This is a genomic window from Aeromicrobium panaciterrae (genome assembly GCF_031457275.1).
Classification (GTDB): Bacteria; Actinomycetota; Actinomycetes; order Propionibacteriales; family Nocardioidaceae; genus Aeromicrobium; species Aeromicrobium panaciterrae_A.
In genome coordinates, this window is sequence record NZ_JAVDWH010000001.1 from 1,677,880 (window position 1) to 1,703,400 (window position 25,521).

The 25,521-nt window shown below is 61.7% G+C and carries 29 protein-coding genes; 23 read left to right on the plus strand and 6 right to left on the minus strand.

The window, feature by feature from the left end:
• Positions 1–31 precede the first annotated feature (31 nt).
• Positions 32–724: a hypothetical protein gene (locus J2X11_RS08660; RefSeq protein ID WP_309969485.1), complete on the plus strand. Its 693-nt coding sequence runs from the start codon at positions 32–34 to the stop codon at positions 722–724.
• Between the two features lie 30 nt (positions 725–754).
• Here the strand turns inward: J2X11_RS08660 and J2X11_RS08665 are convergent, their stop codons facing one another.
• Positions 755–1,390 (minus strand): hypothetical protein, encoded by a 636-nt coding sequence (locus J2X11_RS08665; RefSeq protein ID WP_309969488.1) that lies wholly within the window; start codon positions 1,388–1,390, stop codon positions 755–757.
• Positions 1,391–1,521: 131 nt separating this feature from the next.
• On the opposite strand from J2X11_RS08665, the gene J2X11_RS08670 reads away from it, so the two are divergent.
• The 6 genes from J2X11_RS08670 (at position 1,522) to J2X11_RS08695 (ending at position 9,408) form a co-directional block, all read left to right on the plus strand.
• A complete protein-coding gene (locus J2X11_RS08670) occupies positions 1,522–2,070 on the plus strand; it encodes an RNA polymerase sigma factor (protein WP_309969491.1) in 549 nt (182 codons plus the stop codon).
• A 154-nt stretch (positions 2,071–2,224) separates the two neighbouring features.
• On the plus strand, positions 2,225–3,148 hold the full coding sequence (locus J2X11_RS08675; protein ID WP_309969494.1) for an HNH endonuclease: 924 nt from the start codon (positions 2,225–2,227) through the stop codon (positions 3,146–3,148).
• Positions 3,149–3,276: 128 nt separating this feature from the next.
• Complete coding sequence (locus J2X11_RS08680) at positions 3,277–4,809, plus strand: TM0106 family RecB-like putative nuclease (RefSeq protein WP_309969496.1); 1,533 nt, start codon at positions 3,277–3,279, stop codon at positions 4,807–4,809.
• Between the two features lie 268 nt (positions 4,810–5,077).
• Entirely contained in the window at positions 5,078–5,695 is a 618-nt protein-coding gene (locus tag J2X11_RS08685; protein ID WP_309969499.1) for a hypothetical protein, read from the plus strand.
• A 755-nt stretch (positions 5,696–6,450) separates the two neighbouring features.
• The gene (locus tag J2X11_RS08690; RefSeq protein ID WP_309969501.1) at positions 6,451–8,367 is read left to right on the plus strand and encodes an HNH endonuclease; all 1,917 of its coding nucleotides are present in this window, start codon (positions 6,451–6,453) and stop codon (positions 8,365–8,367) included.
• 285 nt (positions 8,368–8,652) lie between these two features.
• Positions 8,653–9,408, plus strand: coding sequence for a hypothetical protein (locus J2X11_RS08695; RefSeq protein ID WP_309969504.1), 756 nt, complete (start codon positions 8,653–8,655; stop codon positions 9,406–9,408).
• 171 nt (positions 9,409–9,579) lie between these two features.
• Here J2X11_RS08695 and J2X11_RS08700 read toward each other — a convergent pair whose 3' ends face one another.
• Complete coding sequence (locus J2X11_RS08700) at positions 9,580–10,827, minus strand: hypothetical protein (protein ID WP_309969507.1); 1,248 nt, start codon at positions 10,825–10,827, stop codon at positions 9,580–9,582.
• Positions 10,828–12,102: 1,275 nt separating this feature from the next.
• On the opposite strand from J2X11_RS08700, the gene J2X11_RS08705 reads away from it, so the two are divergent.
• Positions 12,103–12,618 (plus strand): nitroreductase family deazaflavin-dependent oxidoreductase, encoded by a 516-nt coding sequence (locus tag J2X11_RS08705; protein WP_309969510.1) that lies wholly within the window; start codon positions 12,103–12,105, stop codon positions 12,616–12,618.
• Here the strand turns inward: J2X11_RS08705 and J2X11_RS08710 are convergent.
• Positions 12,615–12,980, minus strand: a complete 366-nt coding sequence (locus tag J2X11_RS08710; protein WP_309969513.1) for an RNA-binding S4 domain-containing protein — start codon at positions 12,978–12,980, stop codon at positions 12,615–12,617. The genes J2X11_RS08705 and J2X11_RS08710 overlap by 4 nt on opposite strands.
• A 22-nt stretch (positions 12,981–13,002) precedes the next feature.
• Here J2X11_RS08710 and J2X11_RS08715 point away from each other — a divergent pair, with 22 nt between their 5' ends.
• Positions 13,003–13,236, plus strand: coding sequence for an RNA-binding S4 domain-containing protein (locus J2X11_RS08715; RefSeq protein WP_309969516.1), 234 nt, complete (start codon positions 13,003–13,005; stop codon positions 13,234–13,236).
• A 4-nt stretch (positions 13,237–13,240) separates the two neighbouring features.
• Positions 13,241–14,056, plus strand: coding sequence for a spermidine synthase (locus J2X11_RS08720; protein WP_309969519.1), 816 nt, complete (start codon positions 13,241–13,243; stop codon positions 14,054–14,056).
• Here the strand turns inward: J2X11_RS08720 and J2X11_RS08725 are convergent.
• Both J2X11_RS08725 and rocD read right to left on the minus strand, forming a co-directional pair.
• Positions 14,049–14,492, minus strand: a complete 444-nt coding sequence (locus J2X11_RS08725) for a hypothetical protein (RefSeq protein WP_309969522.1) — start codon at positions 14,490–14,492, stop codon at positions 14,049–14,051. The two genes, J2X11_RS08720 and J2X11_RS08725, sit on opposite strands and share 8 nt — an antisense overlap.
• A 2-nt stretch (positions 14,493–14,494) precedes the next feature.
• Positions 14,495–15,709, minus strand: a complete 1,215-nt coding sequence (gene rocD, locus J2X11_RS08730; protein ID WP_309969525.1) for an ornithine--oxo-acid transaminase — start codon at positions 15,707–15,709, stop codon at positions 14,495–14,497.
• A 64-nt stretch (positions 15,710–15,773) separates the two neighbouring features.
• Between rocD and J2X11_RS08735 the strand changes: the two genes are divergently transcribed.
• Genes J2X11_RS08735 through J2X11_RS08755 form a run of 5 tightly spaced genes read left to right on the plus strand, consistent with a single transcriptional unit; the run spans position 15,774 to position 19,982 of the window.
• Positions 15,774–16,304, plus strand: a complete 531-nt coding sequence (locus J2X11_RS08735) for a hypothetical protein (protein ID WP_309969529.1) — start codon at positions 15,774–15,776, stop codon at positions 16,302–16,304.
• 36 nt (positions 16,305–16,340) lie between these two features.
• Positions 16,341–17,012, plus strand: a complete 672-nt coding sequence (locus tag J2X11_RS08740; protein WP_309969531.1) for a YcnI family copper-binding membrane protein — start codon at positions 16,341–16,343, stop codon at positions 17,010–17,012.
• Complete coding sequence (locus J2X11_RS08745; protein ID WP_309969534.1) at positions 17,005–17,517, plus strand: copper resistance CopC family protein; 513 nt, start codon at positions 17,005–17,007, stop codon at positions 17,515–17,517. Before J2X11_RS08740 ends, J2X11_RS08745 begins: the two co-directional genes overlap by 8 nt.
• The gene (locus J2X11_RS08750; RefSeq protein ID WP_309969537.1) at positions 17,498–18,043 is read left to right on the plus strand and encodes a copper resistance CopC family protein; all 546 of its coding nucleotides are present in this window, start codon (positions 17,498–17,500) and stop codon (positions 18,041–18,043) included. The genes J2X11_RS08745 and J2X11_RS08750 overlap by 20 nt, the downstream gene beginning before the upstream one ends.
• Complete coding sequence (locus tag J2X11_RS08755) at positions 18,024–19,982, plus strand: bifunctional copper resistance protein CopD/cytochrome c oxidase assembly protein (RefSeq protein ID WP_309969540.1); 1,959 nt, start codon at positions 18,024–18,026, stop codon at positions 19,980–19,982. Before J2X11_RS08750 ends, J2X11_RS08755 begins: the two co-directional genes overlap by 20 nt.
• Before the next feature lie 27 nt (positions 19,983–20,009).
• Here J2X11_RS08755 and J2X11_RS08760 read toward each other — a convergent pair whose 3' ends face one another.
• Complete coding sequence (locus tag J2X11_RS08760) at positions 20,010–20,627, minus strand: superoxide dismutase (protein WP_309969543.1); 618 nt, start codon at positions 20,625–20,627, stop codon at positions 20,010–20,012.
• Between the two features lie 164 nt (positions 20,628–20,791).
• On the opposite strand from J2X11_RS08760, the gene J2X11_RS08765 reads away from it, so the two are divergent.
• The 8 genes from J2X11_RS08765 to J2X11_RS08800 all read left to right on the plus strand — a co-directional run bounded on the left by J2X11_RS08765 (position 20,792) and on the right by J2X11_RS08800 (position 25,468).
• Positions 20,792–21,409 (plus strand): CDP-alcohol phosphatidyltransferase family protein, encoded by a 618-nt coding sequence (locus J2X11_RS08765; RefSeq protein ID WP_309969546.1) that lies wholly within the window; start codon positions 20,792–20,794, stop codon positions 21,407–21,409.
• 2 nt (positions 21,410–21,411) lie between these two features.
• Positions 21,412–22,209: a DUF881 domain-containing protein gene (locus J2X11_RS08770; protein ID WP_309969550.1), complete on the plus strand. Its 798-nt coding sequence runs from the start codon at positions 21,412–21,414 to the stop codon at positions 22,207–22,209.
• Positions 22,206–22,538 carry a small basic family protein gene (locus J2X11_RS08775; protein WP_309969553.1) on the plus strand — a complete coding sequence of 111 codons (333 nt, stop codon included), beginning with the start codon at positions 22,206–22,208 and terminating at the stop codon, positions 22,536–22,538. Before J2X11_RS08770 ends, J2X11_RS08775 begins: the two co-directional genes overlap by 4 nt.
• On the plus strand, positions 22,531–23,247 hold the full coding sequence (locus tag J2X11_RS08780; protein WP_309969556.1) for a DUF881 domain-containing protein: 717 nt from the start codon (positions 22,531–22,533) through the stop codon (positions 23,245–23,247). Before J2X11_RS08775 ends, J2X11_RS08780 begins: the two co-directional genes overlap by 8 nt.
• An 18-nt stretch (positions 23,248–23,265) precedes the next feature.
• On the plus strand, positions 23,266–23,643 hold the full coding sequence (gene gcvH, locus J2X11_RS08785; RefSeq protein WP_309969559.1) for a glycine cleavage system protein GcvH: 378 nt from the start codon (positions 23,266–23,268) through the stop codon (positions 23,641–23,643).
• Positions 23,644–23,734: 91 nt separating this feature from the next.
• The gene (locus J2X11_RS08790) at positions 23,735–24,199 is read left to right on the plus strand and encodes an FHA domain-containing protein (RefSeq protein WP_396127852.1); all 465 of its coding nucleotides are present in this window, start codon (positions 23,735–23,737) and stop codon (positions 24,197–24,199) included.
• Between the two features lie 76 nt (positions 24,200–24,275).
• Positions 24,276–24,992 (plus strand): transcriptional regulator FtsR, encoded by a 717-nt coding sequence (gene ftsR / locus J2X11_RS08795; protein WP_309969562.1) that lies wholly within the window; start codon positions 24,276–24,278, stop codon positions 24,990–24,992.
• Positions 24,993–24,994: 2 nt separating this feature from the next.
• Positions 24,995–25,468 carry a bifunctional nuclease family protein gene (locus J2X11_RS08800; RefSeq protein ID WP_309969564.1) on the plus strand — a complete coding sequence of 158 codons (474 nt, stop codon included), beginning with the start codon at positions 24,995–24,997 and terminating at the stop codon, positions 25,466–25,468.
• The last annotated feature ends 53 nt before the right edge of the window (positions 25,469–25,521 follow it).

Below are 25,521 nucleotides of genomic sequence, written 5' to 3' on the forward strand. Positions count from 1 at the left end.
GTCCGGTCGAGCCCAGGACAGGAGATGCGCCTTGAATCCGCTGCAGCAGCCAACTCTCGTCGCCTACTACGACGCCCGGATGCCGGTCGTCGAGCAAGCTGCGACGAGACTTCAGGCCCTAGACCGGGCCGAGGCGGAGGTCGCGTTGGCTCACGTGGCCGAGCATGTCCGAGATCTCGCGCATGCACTTCCGGCTGATCGTTTCGACATGATCGCCGTCTCGGTCGTTGACGACCTCTACAAGACGATCAGCAACGCTGCCGCGTGGTCTGAAGAAGCAGACCTTTACATCGGCGCCGTGTTCGGATCCTTCCTTGGCGTCGCAGCTGATCGTGGTCGTCACCTGCAGTATGTGATCGACAACTTGTACGAGGATCTGACCCGACCGCTCCACATCTTCCCCTATGTGTTCACGGCCGCCGGGCTCGTTTACGCATGCCCGCAGCACTCAGCGGCGCACCTCGCGAAGGTGGATGGCGGGTCCGTCGGCGAGACGCCTGCGGTGGAGGGATTGGCCTTCTGGATCGCCGAGGGTCGCTACCTCGCTCGGGAGGTCGTTTTTGCAGCGGCCGCTGCTGGCCGGCATTTTGTCTATCTTGACGCCAACCTCGAGGAAGGCGGCCTTGAGCCGGTACTCGAACTTTCAGCGGCGCCGGGAGTTGTGAGTGTGTTCCGCAACGAGGCTCCAACTGACGGTTCAAACGTCTCCGTGCGGATTGGGTGATGGCTACGTCGCAGTTGGTACTCGGGTGGCTCAGCGCGCGGGAAGGTCTTCGAGAGCCGCGAAAAGCGCGACCCACGGTTCAGTGCCAACCTCAAGTTTTTCGTGTAGTCGAGTCTGTGGGTTCCAGATTTCGCATTCAAACATCCGTCGCATAGGGGAAACGCCGAGACGAATCGGGCGCACCCACTTTTCGCCATCGGAGGCCTGGGATTCCTCCGTGCGGGAGCCCAGTATGGCTGTAACTGCTCTGATCTTCTCGAAGAGTTCGGCAATTCGCTCAGGTGCCGATGAGTCCGAATAGAGTCCACCAAAGCCGCTCTGAACTACGAAAGCGAGAGGCCCCCAGGCCATACGCCACGTGATCGCGTAGCTCGTTATGCCGTGACCTCCGTGACTCAAAGTGGCGTGATCAACGACAGGCCCGGTGATGTAGGAATAGGAGGACATCAAGTAGTCGTCGATGCGAGTGGGTCGGTCAAATTCTTCTGTCGTCCACAGCCAAGGTTCGTCTTGGCGAAGGCGTGTCCTGAGTTCGTCCGGAACTGGCGGCATCGTCAAACCTGCTTCAAGCAGCGTCGACTGCATCAATTTGTATCCCGCGCCGGGGTGAGCGCAGTTCGGACAGAACGATTCCTGTGAATCACAGCAGCGAGCAGCGTTGTTCACGATCCACCTCAATCCAGTTGTTCGCGTCGAAGAGACGCCGTACGAGCACGGACGATGCCTGGTCGAGAAATGTGACGGCGGACGCTGCCCCTGCAGTATGTTTGCGGCGAATCCGTAAGGAGCTGCGCGCGATGGACGAAGGTGTTGACGACATCGTGTCAATCGCGCACAAGCTCGCGCGGGTCGAGGCGAGAAGCTGGCGACCCGAGGACCAGAAGGACCTGGCGCAAGATGCCCTGGCCAAGTACGCGAGGCATTTCGGCCCACATTCGTCCCCGGATGAACCCCAAGCGTGGCTTCGCGTCGTGATCCGCACGACCGCGGCAGACATCAGCCGTGCCCGGGAGCAGCCAGTACTTCTTCCGCCGGTGGCCGAAGATGGCGATTTGCTCTTGGACGTCCTCACATTGAAGGCAGTTGGCCCTTCATATCAAGTAGTCACGTTCGAATTCCTCAGCTCGATCTTGGACCGTCTCGACGTGGCAGAGGCTCAAATGATCCGATGGAAGTACATCGATGGGCGATCAGCAGACTGGATCGGCCGACAGACCGGGCAATCTTCGGCAGCTGCTCGGAAATCGGTCAGCCGAGCCCTCGCGTCGCTTCGCGTGGTCGTCGACGGCGATCCGGAGATTCAATCTGACCTCCGAACGACTATGTCGAGGTGGTACTCGGAGTGAATTCTGTAGTCGACGCATCGGTCGATGTCACGTTTTCACAACGACAGTCGTCCTTGTTGGTGTCGGCCCGAGATGAGACGAACGAGCTACATCCGAACAATACGTTCGGAAGCCGTCATTCCACGCACTAAACCGCAGCCCTGGAGGAAACGCTATGCCAATCGATCCGTCGGAAACCCACGCGCCAACGGTCAAGGTGGGGGCGCTCGTAAAGGCAAACCTCGACTCAGTCATCGCCTTCTGTGAAACCGAGGACGAAGGCGAGATCCTGCGTCTCCTCGACCCCGCTTACTCGAATGAAACGTTCGGGCTGAACTTTCCCTTCTGCAAACTCGCCGACGACATCGCCGTTGGGAGTGCCGAGAATGCTCGCTACTGGAAGCCGGTCTTTACTGTCGGCCCGTCCCGTATCCGCGTCACGAGCATGTGGTTCGAAAAGAGTGCGCCGAGGTTCATCGCCTACCTCGCTGGCAAGGGCATCGTCAGTGAGACTGGCGCCGTTGAGTTGGCAGCGAGGGCGGTCAAAGTAACCAACACGGCGTCGAAGGCGGCCGTGCGGTCAAAGGGACGTTACAAGGGGCATGCGATTGGGAATGCCCAGAATTCGTTCGTCCGCACGATGCTCAGCAATCTGGGGCAGGAGTCATTTACCCAACACGACTGGAACGCGACCATCGCGTACTTCGATCACCGTTGTGCCTACTGCGGTGTCGAGGCGAAGCTTGTTGTGGACCACGCCGTTCCCATCAACAGAGAGAGCCTTGGCGAACATCGCCTCGGCAACTTGGTGCCTTCCTGCGATCCGTGTAACAGCAAGAAGAAGAACACAGATTTTCGTGAGTTCAGCGGCGATAACGAAGCGGTCATCTCGAGGATCGAGGCGTACATGGACAGCCGTGGATACAAACCGCTCGGTGACAACGAGCAGATCCGACTCTTCCTCAAGACGGCTTACACCGAGGTTGGGGACCTGGCTCAGCGGTATCTCCTCCTGCTCAACTCCTTCGCGGGCGAGACGGACGCGATGTCCGTTGGAGTTGGAGCGCAGACGACCGTCGGCCCCGCCAAGGTCGGGTGAAGATGCCAATGGGTCCAACTCCAATCCTGCTTACCGGGTATGACGCTAAGCGGTGCGCGCGCAGAGTGCACAACGAGTGGGACGCGTCGATTCCAAAAGTTGAATGGGAGCCTCCGGCAGACCTCCAGATGCGCTTCGATGCGGGGAAAGATTTCGAGAAGGTGGTCTTCGCGGAGATTCGAACTGAGCTCGGCGAAGTTCGCTCTGTTGATCTGTCGGATGTTCGTGGCAAGTCGGCGGCGATCGATGCCACGGTCAGCGCGATTGCAGATGACATCGAGCTAATCCTCGGTGGTTGGCTCCCAGACGACACAGAGGGTGGAAGAACCGGGCGTCCGGACTTGCTGCTCCGCACCGCACCGGGAGAGTACGTGCCAGGCGACGTCAAAGGCCACAAAGTCATCGGACAACGAATCAAAGGTGAACTGACCTACTCGACCATCCACGATCCAGGCATCCGGCTAACGAGTCCCGGGTATGCCGCCGAGACGACCACGCGCATAGACGATTATCTGCAACTCGCGCATTACCGCCGAATGCTCGAAGCGATTGGCCGAGCAGGTGCGCAAGCGCACGGTTTCATCATTGGCAGCGATCAGCATCCTGTGTTGACGAGAACAGGTCGAGTGCTCACATGGGTCGACCTGGACACCCCCTTGTTCACGACCTACTCAAGATCACAAGGAACTGCCAAGCGATCCGCTCTAGAGCGGTACGACCACGAGCAGACATTCCGACTCAAAGTCGCCCGCGCAGCTGTGGACGGCGCAGAGCCGTTAGTAGGACCGATCTTTACCACCGAGTGCGACTCGTGCCCCTGGACGGACTACTGCCACGAACTGGTTGGTCCAGATGTCGCAAGCGACCAGATAAGGTCCGGTCGACTGAGCGTGCGGGAATGGGACGCCCTTGCTTCAGGGGGCGTCACGTCTGTCGAACAGTTGGCAAGCCTCGACACGGCTGATCCGGAGTTCCAAGGCTCTTACCTTCCCGAGGTCACCCACCTTCGAGATGCCCTCCCGAGGCTCGACACGGCTGTTCGTCGTGCGCGCATGCTCCGAGACGGCGTCATACTCGAGAGGACGACATCTGGGGCAATCCGCGTGCCTCGTGCCGATATCGAGATCGACTTCGACATCGAATGGGATCCGAGTGACCAGGTGTACCTCTGGGGCGCACTCGTGAGGCGGCTAGACGGGGTGGAGACCTATCACCCTGTGGTGACTTGGAACGCGATTGACGACGCTGCTGCCGTCGAATTGGCGACCCAGTTCGCGACATGGTTGCGCGGGGAGATTCGGTCTGCCGAAGCCGCCGGTCAATCGTTGCTGGTCTATCACTATTCGTCGCCCGAGCCCGGGTATCTGAAGCGGATCCTCGGGGAGCCGGCGGTGACTGATCTCCTGAGCCATTTCGTTGATCTGCTGCCGATTGTCCGAAAGAACTTCTTTGGCCTCCATGGACTTGGAATCAAGAAGGTTGCGCCAGCCTTCGGATTCAACTGGTGCGATGAGGACCCCGGCGGCCTTCAGTCACAATTGTGGTTGCTGGACGCTCGGGGTGCGAAAGACGACCCGACGCGACTCGCAGCCCAACAACGAATCCTTCGCTACAACGAAGACGACGTGCGAGCAACGGCAGCGATTCGCAACGGCATTTGACTAGCCCCGACGACGCCGTCGATATCTGTTTGAACGAAGTCATCTCGATCGGCGCTTCGAGACGGTACGGATCCGACGCGCGTCACGTTGCCGCCAAGATCTGCAAGTAGAAAGTCCTGCAATACCCGGCTGACATGGCGCGACTTAGATCTATGGACTCCGCGATAAACGGATTGCATCGTCGATTCACGAAGTCGACGCTAGACTCCGTTTTCGCGGCCGTCGGCGGTGGCTGCTCGATCTGTAGTTGTAGAGATGGAGGTCACCGATGGCAACCATGGACCAGATTCGAGAGCTAGCTCAGAAGGCGCACCACGGGCAGGTCGACAAGCAGGGGCGTGACTATTTCACCGCTCACCTGGAACCCATCGCCCACAGTCTGGCGGTCTACGGGCACCACGCAGAAATGGCCGGATACCTTCACGACATCCTCGAAGACACGCCCACCGAAGAGCACCACCTACACGCCGCTGGAGTGCCATCCCAAGCCATTCGGGCGGTCTGTTCCGTCTCTAAGCGGCCGGGTGAACCGTATGAGCAGCTCATTCGGCGGGCGGCACTCGACCCACTCGGCCGGCTCGTCAAGCTAGCTGACAACGCCCACAACCTTGCCGGCCTCGACGACTTGGCACAGATTGACCCTGACCTAGCAGCTCGCCTCCGCGAGAAATACACCACCGCTCGACAGCTCCTGATTAGCGTCGGCTCTCCGGAAGGCCGCGCCTGGATGATTGAGGCACTAAAAGACATGCGTGCACGACACCCGCTCAACACGCCTGATCCGGACTACTGGCCTTCAACAGACGACCTGAACGAGATGGACTCGCTGTTTGCGTTTGATCGCCAGATCAAGGAACTGAGCGCGTTCGAGTCAGACGCCTCGTGACCGTCTAGTCGGAGTGTGGATCCACGACGTGGGGCGGATCCCGATCAGATCGTCGCGCATGCTGACGAGGTGCGCGCGGCTGTTGAAGCGCCTCGCTACGGCACACATTGACCGCCACGATCGGCCCGGACCGAGACGGTGAACCTGACTATGAATGCGACGTCTCAGTGCACGCCGCTAGGCGAGCCAGATAACTAGGAGTTTCCTGCCGCTGCTTGTGTCTCGTCCTGTCAACTTCTCGTCGCCTGAATGAACAACAATTTGGCACCTGGACGTCTCACTCAACTAGCCGCACTGAACGCACCAAACCCACCACGCACGGACCGCCCAAGGCAACAAGAAATCAAGCCGAAAACAGCACGACCCCCCAGCCAGAGCGAACACCTGGCCCTATTTAAAGGACCCCTATACGGCCGACATACGCGGCTTTGAAAGTGCCGACGCGCGACGGTCTATCGACGGCTGGTGCTGATGTGCTCTACGGCGAAAACTTCGAAAGATCGAGCGTTCGCATCGGCCCAGACCGGCGGCTTGAGCACACACACTGGAGCGCGAGACACCGAGATACATTGTGCGACAACTCGCAATCGATCGTTGCCCAATTGTCTGTGAGACGAGAGTCGCTGACGAGACGTCTCGGCCCTCGTCCCGCATCGTTCGGCCCGCTCACGGGGTGGTTTGACAGCCCTGAGAAGGGCAGGCCCACAAACTCCGAACACACCCATAGTGTCGGGGACCGCCGCTAGCGTGTGGCTGTGGACCAACTGCGAGACATGCATGCCTATCTCAAACTCATCGATGCGGCCAAGAATGATGGCGCCGACACCATGGTGACACTTTTGACGCATGTCGGATGGAACAAGCCAGACGGATTGCTGTCGATCCACAAGCAGACGAATCCAACTGGCCGAAACGCCTTCTCAGAGATTGGGTTCCCGGAACTGGGTCCGACCGGAGTGCCGATCTACGAGGTCATCGCTCGGGCAACTACCTGGTCGACCGAGCACGGGTTCTCTCGCCTGTCCGATGAGCTGACGGGCTTCCTCGCGGAGACATGGCCCGGTCGGCCAAACACCGTCGAGTCGGGATTCGACCCGGCGGCCTTGGACGTAGAGGGTGTGCAGCTCCGATATCGCGGTCCGACGCCAGACGCATACAAGGTCCCGCTCGGCGAGTTGCGGGCTTGGGCGACGGGCAACACAGCAGCACTCGCAGTCGTGAGTGCGCTGACCCACCATGGGTGGGCCAGAGGAGGCGAGGTGCCGTGCCGTGCCACCAACAGCATTGCCAGCAACAGCTCGGCACGGGCCGTTGCGGCGGGTGACCTCCCGGCCGAGTGCTACGCGCCGGGGGAGCCCACCGGTCCACAGTTGGCCGCCTCCATGGCCGCGCTGGAGGCATTGGGTGCGCCGAGCGGTCCCTTGAAAGAGCTGTGGGATTGCTACTGCGGCGGAGTCGTGAGTGACATCAGTCCTGCGACCTCCAGGTCCACCCCAGGGAGCCTAACGAAAGCTGAGGCGGTTCTCGAAGCTGTCGAGGAGTTCCGGTCGCTGGGGCGGAACACTTTCCTTGATAAGTACGGATTTGCGGTAAGCCGCGTCTACTTCATGAGTCTTGACGACCAGCTCTTCGACACAAAGCCAATCGTCGCGGCGGCTCTCGCAATTGAGCGACCGGATCTGCCCCCGCTTAAGGCAGGAGACTTCAGCGGAGGTTTGTCAGGCGCCGTCCGAGTTCTCGAAAAGCTCGGGTTTGAAGTCGTCACGACTGCGCAGATCTCGCCGCCCGAGCTTGGGGACACCTTCGCGAACCGGACTGAAATTGCTGAGCATTTCGGCGGGGACAAGGTGGGAGGGGTAATCACCTTCCCTGGTGAGCAAGTCGTGAACGTCTTTTCTGATGCGGAAAGCCCCTACGCGGATGATCCGCCTTCATTGACTGAACCATTCGGGTATCGGGGTGCCGGCCTGTCCGGGCCCCAGAAACTAGCTACGCGAGGTAACGCGGCGCTCGAAGGGGTTAGAACGAGGCGCGAAGCCGCTCGGTTTTGGTATCGCGCGCCAGGCGGAGTATTCACGTGTCAATCCTGGGTAACGGTGCTCGGTAGGGCGTGGGTCAGTGGTAAAGGCCAGGATTCGTTTCCTCGCCCAGAGATCCAGTGGATGCTCCAGGTTGTTCCTGGTACGGATTCCGCGACTTGGCCACCGCACATCACTGAGCCGCAGGCCGAGGCAGCGGCAACCACCGAAGAATCGTCGGATCCACCTGAAGCGAAGAGCGCCCCTACGTACGAAGAGCTCGTGGACCGAGTAGACGCTGCCGGCCAGAGCAAGGGACCTTCCGGCGTCGTCAAGACCAACTATCCGAGAAGTGTCGCGGCGCGACGTGCTGTGCTTGTCCGTTGCGGCGGCAAGTGCGAAAGTCCCTGGTGCACCGGTGCACCTGGCGAGCTGAACCGCCAAGGAGAACCGATTCTCGACGTTGACCACATCAAGGATCTCGCCGCAGGTGGCGAGGATCTGCCGCGCAACATGGTGGCGCTCTGCCCGAACTGCCACGCGGTGAAAACGCGAGGAACGAACGCCGTTGGTCGGCGCAAGCAGCTCCTAGCGGTCGCCGCTGCCGCTCATCAAGCAGCGCTTAGTGCTTCGTTCGATGTCTCAATCAGCTAGAGCAGACAACTCGAGACAGCTTCGGCCGACTTGCAAGCCCGCACACTCCCAATACACCTAGTGGAGCGTGCGGCTCTTGACTGGTGAATTCGATCGGCCACGTGAACTCGCCAACGACGAGGCAGAGGTGCGATGGTCGCGAAACTCGGTTGCCACCGGACGAGAGATGAACGCAGGATCGTCGCCAGCTTTATCGAGCGCGACTTCAAGGTAGGCGGCAGCATCCTCGCTGTTGCGTGCGTTGCGTCTCCCGTCACCGCAGCCTCAAACTGATAGGTTTCGTGCATGGCGTGGAAGTTCGGAGCGCGCAACCCCGGCCCCGAGCCCGACCCCGTCGAACTCAGGGTGCGTGAGCAGCTCGCCACGAACAAGTCGACGCCATTGGAGACGCTCGACGAGCTCAGCTCCGACCCAGACCACGGCGTGCGTATGCGAGTCGCCGCGAACCCATCGACGCCGGCGAGGAGGCTTAGCGAGCTCAGTACCGACGGCGATCTAAATGTGCGTTGGGCGGTCGCCCGAAACTTATCAACACCCGTGGATGCGCTTCACAAGCTCAGCGCCGATGCCGACGCCGACGTGCGTCAGGGAGTCGCCGGGAACGGGTCGGCATCAGCTAGCACTTTGCGGGAGCTCTGCACCGACCCAGACGACCGGGTGCGTCTCTATGTTGCCGCGAACTGGTCGACACCGGTGGAGACGCTCGAAAGGCTCAGGACCGACCGAGACGACAAGGTGCGTTGCGCTGTCGTGCGGAACACCCCACGACGGAGCTGGCTGACGAGGTTAAGCGCCGACCCCAGCGCCAAAGTGCGTTCGCAGGTCGCGTCGTGCTTGAGGCGAGAAGAAGAGGACTTGTTGGTGAGGCTCAGCGCCGACCCCAGCGCCGAAGTGCGTTGTAGCGTCGCCTCCAACTGGTCTACACCGGTGGAGACGCTCAAGAAGCTCAACACCGACCCAGACCGTGAGGTGTATTCCGCGGCGTACAGGTCCGCGCAAGGACTCGGGGTATCTGTGCAGAATTGGCAGTTCTGGCAGTAGGGCGAAAAGAGAGAACTGCAAGTGTCCCGTCTGCATGCTCCGCCAGTCACGGCCGAGCTGAAGCGGTAGGCGCACCGACGGGTGCGCCCTTGACTTGATACTGCAACACAACTCGTTGACGGCTCGAACTACTCGGGTGTACTTTTCGTTCGGCAATGAACCCGAGACTGGCTACTCGGCTGAATCTGCCGGTTTTTGGGGTGTCGCCGGTCTGCCGAGCCGATGAATTAGAAACTCCGTGTCGACTGCGATATCAGACACTAAGCGCCAACTGTTCCCCTTCTTACCGAGTTCTCCGGTGACGGTGAACGGCAGCTTCGCCCGATGCGCTCGTATCGCCCAGTCGTACTCTTCACCGGCGAGTGGAACAGTCACTTTGACGAGCCGTCCCAGCACATCCGCCCTAATGACGATCTCTCCCTCGTCGTCTGCGCCCGTCGGTTCTTCTGCCCTCTTCAGTTCAATTACTGGCCCGACGATCTCCTGCATGGTCGGAACTACTCGCTTACGTAGCTTGAGTTCGATCGACTCGAGTGCACCGAAACTTGCATGGTCAATCTCGATGTGGCTTTTAACCTGCTCTTGCATCGGCTCGAGTGCGGACCATTCGAACTTCATGTCCAACTTCTGCAGCCCCTCCGCGCTCCCGATCTCTTGTAGGGCGTGAACTAGTGGCAGTTTCATACCGGATTCGACCGCATCTTCAAACGTAGGCGCGTCGACAGCATCGACAATCGTCCGCTGGGTTGCATCGAGACTTCGGGCGAAGGTTGTCATCACCTGACGCGTGTAGCTCATCGGGACGCTCGACGCAGGCGACATCGGCGCAACGTGCTCACCTGTTTCCCTACTTGAGCCCTCCGCGCTCTGCGACTGAGTATCAAGCCGAGCAGCGACCGTGATGATGAAGCTGCCCTTCTTTGTATGACCCATTCGCACGTCTTCTTCAAGAAACTCCGAGACAGAGCCCGGCAATCGTCCACGCCCAGGATGCGTAGGGCTGTGCGCGGTGAGAGCAGCAGACCGGATCATCTGGGTGATTCCATCAAGGAGGCTAGACGCCTGCTGTAAGGGAATCGTGCCGTCTTTCGACGACTGCGCCAGTCGGAGAAAGAAGAGATCCGCGTGTATCGAGGCCACTTGTTCGGCCACTTCGGAGACTCGCCAGTCGTAGACCCTGCCCAGGTCCGACACTGCCTCTTCAAGGCGTCGCTGGTAGTCGGCCAAATCTCTGCTTCTCGGCAGTTGTACCGCCCACGCGCGGCCATCGATCAACTCGGGATGAATCCAAGTCTGGGCGTATCCAAGATCCTGTTGGCAAGTCCAGTTTCGGGTCGCAAGGAACTGCGCGATGTTGTGGTCCGTCAGGATCTCCGAGTAGGAGTTGACCTCGTGTTTCACAATCCTTCGGGTTTCCATTGGCTCGCCTCCTCCATAAGATCCAGAATCGTGGCGGGCGTCAGAACGTTCGACTTGGGAAGGTGAACCGTCTGGGTATCCTGCATCGCCTTGAGCGGGGGCAAATCCTGACCACGAAGCCAATACATATGCCCCTTAGCCAATAGTCCCGCCTCGTCCAAGTTCAACCAGTCCCAGTAGTCGGCTGACGTTACTAGTACGCAAAACAGGGCGGGAGTCTGTCGATTGGGCTTCGCGAGCAATTCCAGTGTTCGGGTCTCGAGGCTCCACGCAATCGTTTAGTCCCGATCGACTGCTTCCTGACCGGTGCATTTCAGTTGAACGTCGATCTTCGGCCCATACCGCGCGGGGGAGTAGTCCACGCTCGAGCTCAAGGTGACATCGAATCCGTCGTAGTCCTGGCACCATTCTCCGAGATCCAGCCCAGCCGCACTCGCGATCATTTGGATGTGCGATTTGCTCAGGTTTTCCTTCATTCCCCCGCTGGGCATAGACCCTTTTGGAAGGACATGTGATCCCGGGTAGGTCATACCCATATCCCCGCACGGCGCATGCCACATGATGACATGAGCAGCCCGCACGAATGCGATTCGCGACCAATTCAGTTGGATGGGCGTCTTCGACACCAGGATTCGCCATCCCTGTATGTCACACAAACTCGTCCAGCCAGGTTTCTACAGACAAGCCGGCGGTTGAGCGCGGAAGTCCTCGGAAAGAACAGCTCACACCGGACGCGGCAGGCATTCGCCGCGTTGGGTAACGACCCAATGACGGTCGCAGACCTCATGCCGACCTCTGGCGTTTCAGTATTCGATCTTGCGAAGCTGTTACCCGGGGTGTTCAGCTCGTGAACTGACCCTCCACACGGTTTGCAACAGGATTGCAACAGTTTTCAAATGGGATCTGACGTACTTGGTGGGTGCCGAACCCGCATCTTCAAACGAGCTCGCACCCCGTATTGGCTACAACGACAGTCAGAAAGAGGGCGAGATGTACCGAACCCGTTTTCTCCAGATCGTGCGGCCTCTCTTCAGGGGGTCGCAGGTTCAAATCCTGTCAGCCCGACGTTTGTGAGGAGGGCGGCTCATCATCGATGAGTCGCCCTCCTCTGCGTTCTGTGCCGTCCTCTTCGCAAACGTCACAGTGTGGCGCAGGATTTGGGAGGAGGCCGCCCGCGGCCGACGGGTCCTGTCAGCCCGACGTTTGTGAAGAGGACGGCACACGACTGTGAGCCGCCCTCTTCCTGTATCTACTGGTCGCTCCTATGGTGTGCAGATGGTGAGCAAGAGCAGCAGAGTGCCTGAGCTTGATCCGACTGCGCCGAAGGGTGCTTTCAAGAGGTCGATCGAAAAGTTGGCCAAACGCCGCGCTGTGACGTGGTATCTGATCCACATTGGTGGCCGTGTTGATCCGATCCTGATGAAGATGAGTGGCGGGCGAATCAACACCACAGGCACCAACGCTGTGGTGGTTCTCAAGCATGTCGGGCGGAAAACCGGCGAGGAGCGCCAGACCCCACTGGTCTACTTCACTCACGGAGACGACGTCATCTTGATCGCCTCAAAGGGTGGAGCTCCGGAACACCCAGCTTGGCTCCACAACCTGCGCGCCAATCCGGAGATCGAGCTGTATGTCGGCAAGGCAGGTGGCAAGTACCGCGCCCGCGAGGCCGAGGGAGCCGAACGCGACAAGCTCTGGACGCTCGCTACGACACTCAACAGTGGGTACGACGGTTACAAGGAACGGGCGAGCAACCGACAGATCCCTGTCGTTGTCTGCACGCCCATCTAGCGGCCGCGCAACCGATCGAGGGCGCGACGATCTCGCTTGGTCGGACGGCCGGCACCGCGATCGCGTCGCGGCATCAGCGGTCGCTCCTCCTTGGGTGGTGGCGGGGGAGTGTGGTCCTCGTAGCAGGTCACCGCTATCGCGGCGCCGACGCGCTTCACGATGATGCGGCTGACGACCAGGATCCGAAGCCCGCCATCGGTAAGCGCCTCGACACGATCGCCAACGCATACGGTTTGCGCGGGCTTCGCCTTCGCACCATTGACCTTGACGTGACCGGCGCGGCAGGCGGCTGATGCCAACGAGCGGGTTCGGTAGAGACGTACGGACGAGGTCCATACGTCTGCGCGCGTACCGGTGGTCATATGAGCAGCCTAGGCTGGACCCATGGCAGCCGACGACATCGAGACCGTTGAGATCACTGGAGACATGATCCGTCTCGGCCAGTTCCTCAAGTTCGCCAACTTCGCTGAGTCGGGTGCGCAGGCAGGCGCGATGATTCAGGGTGGCGACGTGAAGGTCGACGGTGAGATTGAGACCCGTCGTGGCCGCCAGCTCGGCAAAGGCATGCTCATCGAGGTTCAACTGCCTGGCCACACGCTCGCCGCACGTGTTGGATGATGCGGTGACGGATCGCGCGATCGAGATCATTGCCGATCGCGACCGCCCCGGGGCATTCATCCTGCAGATCGACGGCACCGACCAGTCGTACGTCGACCTCGACGACCCGCTTCGCCTCGAATTCGACTACGTACAACGCATCGTCGACGTGATTGACGCGCACGGCGAGCCGGGCTCACCGCTCAGGTTCGTTCATATCGGCGGCGCCGGTATGTCGGTACCTCGCTACGTCGCCAGCACGCGCCCTACGTCGGCGCAGATCGTCCTTGAGCCCGATGAGCGGGTCACCGCCCTCGTACGCGATCAGTTGCCACTCCCGCGCAACAGCGGGATCAAAGTTCGGCCGGTCGACGGACGCTCCGGCATCACGGCCATGCGCCCGGATTTTGCAGACGTCATCGTGCTGGATGCGTTCGACGGTGCGCGCATCCCGGCGGATCTCGTCACAGCGGAGTTCTTCGAGCAGGTGTCGACAGTGCTGACTGATGGGGGATTGCTGCTGCTCAACCTCGCCGATCGCGCACCATTCGCGTACGCGCGTCGGGTGATCGCCGGAGTGTGCGCGCAGTTCCCGAACGTCATGATCAGTGCCGAGCCAGCAACGCTCAAGGGTCGCCGTTTCGGCAATCTGCTGGTGGTCGGGTCACGCGGACCGATCCCGTGGGAGTCATTGGCTCGCCGTGCGGCCAGCTCGCCGTTGCCGTACCGAGTCGTGCCCTACCGCGAGGTGGTCGATCGATTCGCCGGTCAAGCACCGTTCACGGACGCAGACACCGAGCAGTCGCCACCGCCGCCCGGCGGAGCGGCGTTCTTTAGCTGACCGACGGATCCAGCCGTGAAGTCCAGTCGGAGATGTTGGGCGTGTCGAACGCGGCTGCATCGCCCATTCCGTTCGTCTCCCACATCACAACGAGCAGATCGCGGCCCTGGGTCTTGCCGAGGAAATGGCGAGTGACGCGGCAGGACGTGATCGAGTCGCGGCTGATGCGAAGCTCGCGCGCCGGCATGAGCTGCACGAAGACAACCTCTGACTCGCTGAGCAGCAACGTGCCGAGACCGCGTACCTGTGCCTTGCCCTCGGATGCCTGGCCGAAGAAGTTGGCCTGACCAGAGAGCTCGACCGCTCCCACGGCGTCGACCCGCGCACGGTATGCGTTGCGCATACGACGAATCCGGGATGCGCCGACGATCACCAGGATCGCGAAGAACCCGACGATGGCCGCAAGAATCAGGCCGATAATGCCGAGCACGCTCATGGTCAGGCTTCGAGTGCCTCGACCAGCGAATCGATCGCGTGATCGATCTCTTCGCGGGTGATGACAAGCGGGGGAGCGATGCGAAGAGTGCGCTCGTGCGTCTCCTTGCAGAGCACGCCACGATCGCGCAGTGCCATCGATACCTCGCGACCAGTCTTGGCAGCGGGATCGATGTCTACGCCTGCCCAGAGGCCACGGCCACGTACTGCGCTGATGCCGTGGCCGATCAGATCATCGAGTCGGCTGTGCAAGTGCTTGCCAAGCTCTTCGGAGCGTTCCTGGAACTCGCCTGTCTGCAGGAGGGCGACAACCGCACGGCCGACTGCGCAGGCAACGGGGTAGCCACCGAACGTTGAGCCGTGCTGTCCGGGCTTGAGAACGCCGAGCACGTCAGCGCGGCCGACCACAGCGGAGACGGGAATGATGCCCCCGCCAAGCGCCTTGCCGAGCGTGTAGAGGTCGGCTCGTACGTTGTCGTGATCGAGTGCGAAGAGCTTGCCTGTTCGCGCGAGTCCTGACTGGATCTCGTCGGCAACCAGAAGCACATTGTTGTCGGTGCACATCTTTCGCACCTCGGCGAAGAATCCCTCCGGCGGAACGATGACCCCCGATTCGCCCTGGATCGACTCCATCAGAACGGCGGCGGTGTTGGGTCCGATCGCGTCGCGGATCGCCTGAGCATCGCCGTAGGGGACGGTGATGAAACCAGGCGTGAACGGGCCGTAGTTGTCATGCGCAGCGGGATCGTCGGAGAACGACACGATCGTGGTCGTACGGCCGTGGAAGTTGCCAGCGGCGACGATGATCTCGGCACTGTCGAAGGCGACTCCCTTGACCTCGTACGCCCATTTGCGCGCGACCTTTATTGCGGACTCCACGGCCTCGGCGCCGGTGTTCATGGTGAGCACCATTTCGGTCCCAGTGAGCTCGGCGAGCTCCTGACAGAAGGCGCCGAACTGGTCGTTGTGGAAGGCGCGCGAGGTCAGCGTCAGGCGATCAAGCTGTTCGCGTGCGGCGGCGATCAGAGCGGGATGACGGTGGCCAAAGTTGAGCGCCGAGTAGCCCGATAGGAAGTCGAGGTAGCGATTGCCTTCGACATCGGTGACCCATGCACCTTCGGCTTCTGCGATGACAACAGGGAGCGGGTGATAGTTGTGAGCGCCCCACGCCTCGTCGAGCTTGATGAAGGATGCGGTGTCGAGTTCGGTTGATGCCATGAGGCCACGGTACATAGTGCCGAGGCCATGATTCAGCCGGGATGGACGCAGATATCCTGAGCCGGTGCCTGGACCCGTTGCCTTCGACGCGATGCGTCCGGCAGTGGGTTCTCTGAGGCTCGTACGATCGCTCGTCATCGCACTTTTGTGCACCGCCACCGCAGCTATCGCACACCTGTCGGCGGGTGGCATTGTCCCCGGATTTGCCGTCGTGACGTTGTTCTTGGGCGCCGGGGCAGTCTCCTGGGTTGTCTCCTCGCGCCGGGTGACGACAGGCCAGATGGTCGGGCTCCTCGTGCTCTGCCAGATCTGCGTGCACCTCGGATGCTCGATGGGTTCGATGAACATGTCGGCTTTGATGGCGACGACCCACATCGCCGCGACCGCGGTGAGCGCGTTGGCGCTGGCGCGCGGCGAGGCATTCGTGTGGCGGGTTGCCGCGCGTCTCGGCCTGCGCCTCCGACCGCACGTCCTTGGCTTTGTGCCGGTGCCTTCACGCGTCGAGCTCGTACCCGTCACAGTGACGCGATCGCGGCACGACGTACGACTCGCGCACTCACGCGCGCTGAGAGGTCCGCCGTACGGGTGCAGCTGACCCCGTACGACTCAATCTCTCCAAGAAGGAACACACATGAACAGAACACCCGCGCGGCTCTGTGCTGCGCTCATCACGGTTGCCCTCGTCGGCTTTGCCGGTGCTGCCTCGGCACACGTTTCGGTCTCGTCGACGGACGCCGCCCAAGGCGGATTCGGCAAGGCTGTCTTCCGAGTGCCGACCGAATCGGACACCGCGTCGACCACCAAGCTGGTCGTCACGTTGCCGAAGGACGCACCATTTGCCTTCGTCACGGCGCAGGCAAAGCCAGGTTGGAAGGTGGTCCTCAGAAAGGAGAAGCTGGCCGCACCGACCAAGGTTGGCGACTTCGAGCTGACCGAGGCCGTACGTACGGTCACGTGGACCACGACCGGCAAGGGCATCGCACCCTCACAGTTCGACGAGTTCGCCATTTCCGGTGGTCCGTTCCCCGACGACGAGTCCATCTCGTTCACGGCGAAGCAGACCTACAGCGATGGCGAGGTCGTGAACTGGGACCAGGTTGCTGAAGGTGACACGGAGCCGGAGCACCCGGCCCCGACGCTGAAGCTGTCAGAGCCCACAGAAGAGGACAGCAAGGCGTACTCGAGCGAAATGTCGATCGCGTATGACCGCGACAACACTGGTCGTTGGCTCGGTGGATCTGCTCTGGCTGTTGCCGTGGCAACGTTGCTTGTCGTTCTGCGACAGAATCGACGTCGTGCGTAACGTCGTTCTTCGCGTGAGCCTGTTGGCTCTGCTTTGCCTTGCCCTCGGGGCGGGACCGGCGTCGGCGCATGCGTCGCTCGTCGGTTCCGACCCGGGGGACGGGTCATCCATCGCGACTGCACCACGCATGATCACGTTCACGTTCAACGAGAACATCGGCAACCCCGCGTTTGTCGCAGTCCGGGCGCCGGACGGTGCCAAGGTCGCGGTTTCAGACGTCTCTGCCACCGACGCAACCGTGACGGCGATCGTCGCACCGAGCAATCAAAAGGGTCGCTACACCGCGACGTACCGAGTCGTCTCGGCCGACGGGCATCCCGTCGAGGGCACGATCAACTGGACGACGACGACTGGCGAGACGGTGAAGCAAGTCGACCAGCCCAAGGAAAAGAGCTTTGTGCACCGCCACCGCTCCCACTTCTTCTGGGGCATCCTTGCGGCCGCTGTCGCTGTGGGCCTGATCCTGGCACCGCTGAGGGGGCGAGATGACCAGAGCAAACCGTGACCCGAGCAGGCTCGCGACTCGCGTCGCACTCGTGACCATGATCGGCCTGTTTCTCGGAGTTGGACCGGCGTCGGCGCATGGGTTGCTCATCTCTTCGACTCCTGAAGACGACTCACTGATCAACACATCGCCGACGTCGATCTCGTTGACTTTTCACGACTACTTGGGTGAACAGGCGAAGGTGGCTGTGTGGTCACCGAATGGCTCTGCCGTGAAGGTGCTGACGACCGCCGTAGTTCGCAACACAGTCACCGTCACGGTTGATCCGACCGATCAGCGCGGCCGCTACGCAGCTGACTACCGCGTTGAGTCGACCGACGGACTTCCCCTTGAAGGTTCAATCCACTGGACGACAGCGACAGGGCGCCAGGTGAAGCAAGTCGCACACAACGACGTGGATCTCGACCAGCCAAGTGGTTCGAACTTCTACTGGGGCTTCCTCGCCGCCCTCGTTCCCGTCGCACTGCTGATTGCTGGGTTGCGTCTGGCTGCTTTGAGGGGGCGAGATGACAAAGGCAACGCGTGACACCGTCCTGGCGTTCATGTTCAGCGCGTTCGTGATGGTTCTGGTCCTGGAAGCCGGGGGAGGAGCGCCCAAGCCGGCTGTCGGTGACATCCCGAGCCCGGGCGAGTTCGTCGGCTGGGCCGTGCCGTTCGCCAAGCTGGTGACTGACATCAGCGCCGTGATGGTCATCGGATTCCTGCTGACCGCCGTATTCCTGCTGCCGTCGTCTGAGGACGAAGTGCAGGGACTGTCAGTCCAGGCTGTACGTCGCGCTTCGTGGTGGGCCGCCATGTGGAGCGCGACCACGATCGCCCTGTTCTTCCTCAACGTCTCTGACATCTTTGCCAAGCCGCTCACCGATCTTTCAAGCCCGTTCGTCACGGGCTATGCAGATACCTCGGCAGGCCGTGCAGTCCTTCTTCAGGCTCTGGGCGCCGGTGTCGTTGCTATCGCTGCTCGCTGGACTCTCGGAACCAAGGCGCTCGCCAGGATTCTTGGACTGGCTCTGGCAACGCTGGCGCCGATCACGCTGACCGGCCACGCCGCATCGTCTGGTTCTCACGATCTCGCGACGACCAGCCTTCTCCTGCACGTCGTCGGTGTGACGCTGTGGGTTGGTGGCCTCGTGTCGTTGGGCTGGGTGGCTATTCGCGGCAGCAAACGCCTCACGCCGGCCATCGAGCGGTTCTCCGCGCTGGCGATCTGGGCGTTCGTCATCGTTGGCGTCTCGGGTGTCGTCAACGCCTCCGTACGGCTCGGATCGTTCGGCGAGCTGTTCGGCTCCACGTATGGGCGACTCGTCCTGCTCAAGGTCACCGCGCTCATCGCTCTCGGTGCCTTCGGCTATGCCCAGCGCCGCCGCATCGTGGCCCAGAGCGCGAGCTTCTTTCGGCTGGCGTTGACCGAACTCTTCCTCATGGCGGCGACGATTGGCCTGGCTGTCGCCCTGTCGCGCACCCCAACGCCCGTCGGTGATGACGTACTCAAGACACCGCTCGAGGAACTGCTCGGTGGGCCACTTCCGGCAGCGCCGACGATCGGGCGTCTGCTCTGGGGCTGGACTGGCAACGGCGTCGGCCTCGCGATCGTCGGGCTCGGCTCGGCGCTATACCTGACCGGCGTGTGGACTCTCCGCAAGCGTGGAGACGCCTGGCCGCTCGGCCGTACGATCTCGTGGCTCGCTGGCATGGTCATCATCGCGTGGGCCACGTTCGGCGGACTCGGCGCGTATTCGCACGTTCTGTTCAGCGCGCACATGGCCTCGCACATGATGTTGTCGATGGTCGCGCCGATCTTCCTCGTGCTTGGCGCGCCGATGACTCTCGCGCTCCGTACGCTGCCTGGCCCTCGCCAGCCAGGCGAGGTGTCGCCGCGCGCGATGCTGCAGTCGTTCCTCCACTCAAGGTTCATGCGCTTCCTGACGCATCCGCTGGTGGGTCCGCTGCTGTTCGTCGGCAGTCTGTACGGCCTCTACTTCAGTGGCGCCTTCGAGAGCCTGATGGGCAACCACTGGGGTCACACGGTCATGGAGCTGCATTTCCTCGGCGTCGGGCTGCTCTACTACTACGTCCTCATCGGAATCGACCCGTCTCCACGCCCGCTGCCGTCGATCGCGCGCTTCGGCATGCTGATCGTGACGATTCCGTTCCACGCGTTCTTCGCGATCGCCGTGATGTCGTCCAACTCGGTGTTCGCCGGCGACTACTGGCGAGCGCTCGATCGGCCGTACCGCACCGATCTGCTCGCTGACCAGTACCTCGGCGGAGGTATGGCGTGGGCGATGGGAGAGATTCCGCTGATTCTGGTGATGGGTGCGCTGCTGTGGCAGTGGTTCCGCAGCGATGCGCGTGAGGCCAAGCGGTTCGACCGGTCAGAGGACCGCACCGACGATGCGGCGCTGGAGGCGTACAACGCCCGGCTTCGCGACTTGGCCGAACATGGAAAACGGCGAGACCCCTAAGGGATCTCGCCGTTCTCACAGACAAACTCAGAACAGGATCTGGCCGCCGCTGGTCGCAGCGGTGAAACGCTCCTGCGCATCTGCCCAGTTGACGATGTTCCACCACGCCTTGACGTAGTCGCCCTTGACGTTGAGGTAGTCGAGGTAGAACGCGTGCTCCCACATGTCGAGCTGGGTGATGGGGATCAGCGTTGCCGGGATGTTGTTCTGCTGGTCGTACAGCTGCACGATGACGAGCTTCTGACCCAGCGAGTCCCAGGCCACGATGGCCCAGCCTGAACCCTGCAGGCCCAGAGCAACGGCCTCGAACTGTGCGCGGAAGGCATCGAACGAACCAAAGTTGTCATCGATCGCTGCTGCCAGCTCGCCCGTCGGCTTGTCGCCACCTTCGGGGGAGAGGTTCTTCCAGAAGATCGAGTGGTTGATGTGACCGCCGAGGTGGAACGCGAGGTTCTTCTCAAGCAGGTTGATGTTGCCGAAGGCCTGCTTGTCACGAGCCTCTTCGAGCTGCTCGAGAGCCTGGTTGATGCCAGTCACGTAGGCCTGGTGGTGCTTGGAGTGGTGAAGCTCCATGATCTTGCCGGAAATGTGCGGATCGAGAGCGCCGTAGTCGTACGGGAGCTCGGGAAGTGTGTAGTCGGCCACGCATCCTCCTCGGGACGGTCAGGGCGATGCCCTGTTCTTAAGTTGTCGGTTTCACTCACAGTGTGTCAGTCCGTCTCAAGCATGCAAGAGGTGCCCGAAGGCTGGAACATCGTGTCGTGTCCGAGCGCGGCCACGCTGGTGCCCTCGTCTAGTCTGTTCGGGACATGACCAGGACATCGCGCGCATCAGCGAGGACGGCGAAATCCGTGGAGGAGCGCATCCTCACGATTCCCAATGCCCTGAGTTTTGTGCGTTTGCTTCTCGTGCCGGTTTTCCTGTGGCTCGTCATGGGACCCAAGTGGGACGAGCTCGCACTGATCGTCCTGATGGTCTCCGGCATCACCGACTACCTCGATGGCAAGCTCGCCCGGTCGCTCAACCAGACGTCCAAGATCGGCGCGATTCTCGACCCCGTGGCCGACCGTTTCTTCATCCTGGCGGTGGTGATCGGGCTGGGCTACCGAGACATCATCCCGTGGTGGCTCGCAGTGATCCTGCCGTTGCGCGACGTATTCCTGTTCAGTCTGGTGCCGTTCCTTCGCACGCGTGGCTACAGCTCACTGCCGGTGCATTTCCTCGGCAAGGCTGCGACGGCGAGCCTGCTGTACGCGTTCCCGCTACTGCTGCTGGGCGATGCGACGGGCACGGTTGCTGATCTGGCCAATGTGTTTGGCTGGGCATTCACGGTCTGGGGAGTGGCGCTCTACTGGTGGGGCGGCATCTTGTACGCATTCCAGGTCCGACGGCTGATGGCCACGACGACGCGTGTCCAGCGGAGCTGAGCATGGCTGACGAACCAGACCGCCGAACCGGTCTGCTCGAACAGATCGCCGACACAGCCCTCGACGACGACTACTACGTCGTACGAGCGGGACGCTACTCGCAGTCCCGAGAGTTCAACACCGCGTTGACGGGTGTGGTCCTCGGGCTTTTCGCATTGCTCGTGACGATGGCCGTGATCCAGACCCGCAGCGACCGCCCGGCGACCGAACGCGAGCGTGCGTCGCTGATCGCCAATGTCGATGCCCGCAAGAAGGTTTTGACCAGCAGGGAGAACACCGCGGCCAGTCTCCGTGCCGCGGTCGCCGAGCTGCGCGCTTCCACCAATCGCAGCGATCCCGCGTACGAGATGCTGCGGGTCGAGACCGGCGATCGTGCGGCACGGGGACCTGGCATCACGCTCACGGCTACCCCGACCAGCAATGACGATCGTCGAAACACCAACCATCTCACCGACAACGATCTACAGATCTTGGTCAACGGTCTTTGGTACGCCGGCGCCGAAGCCATTTCAGTCAACGGTCGACGCATCGGCACGATGAGCGCCATCCGCACCGCGGGCGGCGGCATCACGGTCAATTACGACCCGATCGGGCCGCCGTATGTCATCGTCGCCCTCGGCAACGAAGACACGTTGGAGTCCCGTTTCAACGACAACCCGTCCGGTCGCCATTGGTTGGGGCGTGTCCAGGCGCTCCGCGTACGCAACGAAGTGACATCATCGGATCAGCTGACCGTGCCAGCCGTGACGGCTCAGCGCCTGACTCCCATTCACGCGAAAGCGATCGAGGACCCGCGATGATCCCCGTACTTGGACTGGCGATCGGCATCGTTGCCGGTCTGATCCTCCAACCGTCGGTGCCGACGTCGCTCCAGCCTTATCTCCCGATCGCGATCGTTGCGGCCCTCGATGCCGTGATCGGCGCTCTTCGAGCGCTGGGCGAACGTCGATTCGACGACCGCGTGTTCGTCGTGTCATTCGTCTCGAACGTCATCATTGCCGCGTTCATGGTCTACCTCGGCGATCAGCTCGGTGTTGGTTCGCAGCTGTCGACCGGAGTCGTGGTCGTGCTCGGAATCCGCATCTTCGCCAACGCCGCGGCCATACGTCGTCGGATCTTCCATGCCTGAGGCGCCCGCAGAGCCCTCCAAGAACCTGCTCCGCAAGCCGTCGGTGTCACAGGTTGTGGTGGCGATCCTTCTGGGTGGGCTCGCATTCGCCATCACCCTGCAGATCAAGCAAAGCGACACGACCGACTACTCAGGCGTTCGCGGCGATGAGCTCGTGGAGCTGCTCAAGTCGCTCGACTCGGCCAACGAACGACTCGACACCCAGATCAACGACCTGACGGCCACGCGCAACGACTTGCTGAGCAGCACCAAGCGTTCCGAGGAAGCAGAGCGTCAGGCCAAGGAACGTGCCGATCAGCTCGGCATCCTCGCCGGCACGTCTGGTGCGACCGGCCCTGGCGTACGCCTGCTGATCACGGATCCTGACCGTGCGATCGACGCACCACAGTTGTTGGACGCCGTGCAGGAGCTACGTGACGCGGGTGCTGAGGCCATCGTGATCAACGGTGTGGCACGCGTCGTAGCGCAGACATACTTCCTCGACGATGACGACACAATCCGCATCGGAGGCCTCGAGGTGAAGCGTCCTTTCACCATCGAAGCGATCGGCGATCCGGCCACGATGGCCGAGGCTGCCAACATCCGCGGCGGCCTTGTCGACCGCATTTCAAACCGCGGCGGAACGGCCACTGTCCTGAAGGTGGAGAAGATCACAATCACGGCGTTGGCTGACGTGAAGTCGCCAGAGTACGCTCGTCCCACATCCTGACCTGCAAGGAGCAACACGGTGATCCCTGAGGACCTGTTTTACAGCGAAGAGCACGAGTGGGTGCGCCTCGATGACGAGATCGCGACGGTCGGCATCACCGACTTCGCACAAGGCCAGCTTGGCGACATCGTCTACGTCGAGCTTCCGGCTGTCGGGGATCGAGTCGAGGCTGGAGCAGTCATCGGTGAGCTCGAGTCGACCAAGTCAGTGAGCGACATCTTCTCGCCACTGTCCGGTGAAATCGTCGCCCGCAATGAGTCTCTCGACGGTGGACCTGAGGTCATCAACTCCGATCCCTACGGCGAAGGATGGCTCATCAAGCTTCGCCCCTTGGACGACGATCCGACCTCGGGCCTGCTCGAGGCCGAAGCGTACGCGGCACTCACCGCCGACTGAGCCGACAAGGTCAGTTCTGCGACCGTGCTGGTGCTAGGTTTGACAGTGAAGTCTCAACCTCGACTCTAGACCGCCCACAGGAGTGAACCCGATGCCATCGCCGGACCACGAGCCCGACGTCACTGCCGGCGTCGCCGGTCAGTCTGCTGGCATGTCGGACCACACGACGCACATCCCGATCCTCGATGCAGATACCGAGGAGATGTCGTCGGATGACGTAACAGCGGTCGAGAACCTGCCTGCGGGAAGCGCAATGCTTCTGGTGCAGCGCGGTCCCGATGCGGGTGCGCGATTCCTGCTCGACAGCGACACCGTTTCGGTCGGTCGACACCCAGACAGCGACATCTTCCTCGACGACATCAGCGTCTCGCGTCGGCACGCGACTTTCACCCGCAGCGGTGCGGGCTACGTGATTGCTGACCTGGGCAGCCTCAACGGCTCCTACGTCAACCGTGATCGCATCGACAGCGAGATCCCACTGGCAGGCGGCGACGAGGTGCAGATCGGCAAGTACCGGCTCATCTACTTCGCCGGGGCTTCGAAGGCTCAGTCGTGACTGAGCGCCAGCGAAGTCACCGAAAGGCTGTCACGACACGGCCGACATATCGTTGGCTCTTGTCGGAGGTCGTGGCGTGACTGAGCCGTTGTCAGAGCTGAGGCTCGGCATCGGCAAGGTGATTGACGAGTTGAGCGCGGAGTTCCCGGCGCTGTCTCAGAGCAAGATCCGCTACCTCGAAGAGCAGGGTCTCCTCGATCCCGAACGTACGCCTGCCGGCTACCGCAAGTACGCCTACAGCGACGTTGAGCGACTCCGATTCATCCTGCACGCGCAGGAGCAACTCTTCTGGCCGTTGAGCCACATTCGTCAGGTGCTCGACGACATGGACAGGGGAGCGGTTCCCGACACGAACCTCAGCAGCACAGCCAAGGTGCCCTACCTCAGCCTGGCCGAGGACGGTCTTCCGAGTGCTGACACCTTCGTTTCTCCCGCAAGTCACGTGCGGCTGTCCCGTGCAGAACTGTTGGACTCTGCGGGCATCGACGACAAGACTCTCGACGCGATCGAGGAGTTTGGACTGATCAAGCGCCGCCCGTCGCAGACCTACTACGACGGCGAAGCGCTGTCGATCGCCTCGATCGTCGGCGAGCTTGCTGAGCTGGGTCTCGAACCCCGGCACCTGCGTATGTTCCGCGCCGCCGCCGATCGCGAGATTGCCTTGTTCGAGCAAGTCGTGAGTCCGCGGGCTCGTTCGCTCGACAAGGAAGCGACCGACAAGACGATCGCGTCCCTTGCGGCGCTTTCCGTTCGCCTGCAGACCGTGCTGGTTCGAAGCGGATTGCGCGGCTAGCCATGCGCGAGGTCGAAGTCGTCGGCGTGCGCGTCGAGATGCCGACCAACCAGCCGCTGGTCCTGCTTCGCGAGACCGAAGGCACCCGCTACCTTCCGATCTGGGTCGGCGCTGTGGAGGCGTCGGCAATCGCATACGCGCAAGAAGGCGCCGAAACCGCACGGCCGCTCACGCACGAGTTGATGCAGCAGATGGTGGTCGCCCTGGGGGATGAGCTCGAAGAGGTACGGATCGTCGACGTACGCGATGGAGTGTTCTTCGCTTCCCTCGTCTTTGCCTCGGGTGCTGAGGTCGAGGCGCGACCCTCGGACTCGATCGCATTGGCACTGCGTGCAGGCGCTCGGATCGTGTGTACGGAGGACGTTCTGGACGAGGCCGGCATCCAGTCGACCCGCGAAGAAGACGAAGAAGTCGAGCGTTTCAGGGAATTCCTCGATGAAGTGGGTCCAGAGGACTTCGTACAGCCGGGGGAGTGACCTTCAACCACCGCTTGAAGGTTCTGCGACACGCCGAGGGCCACGCTCGGTCG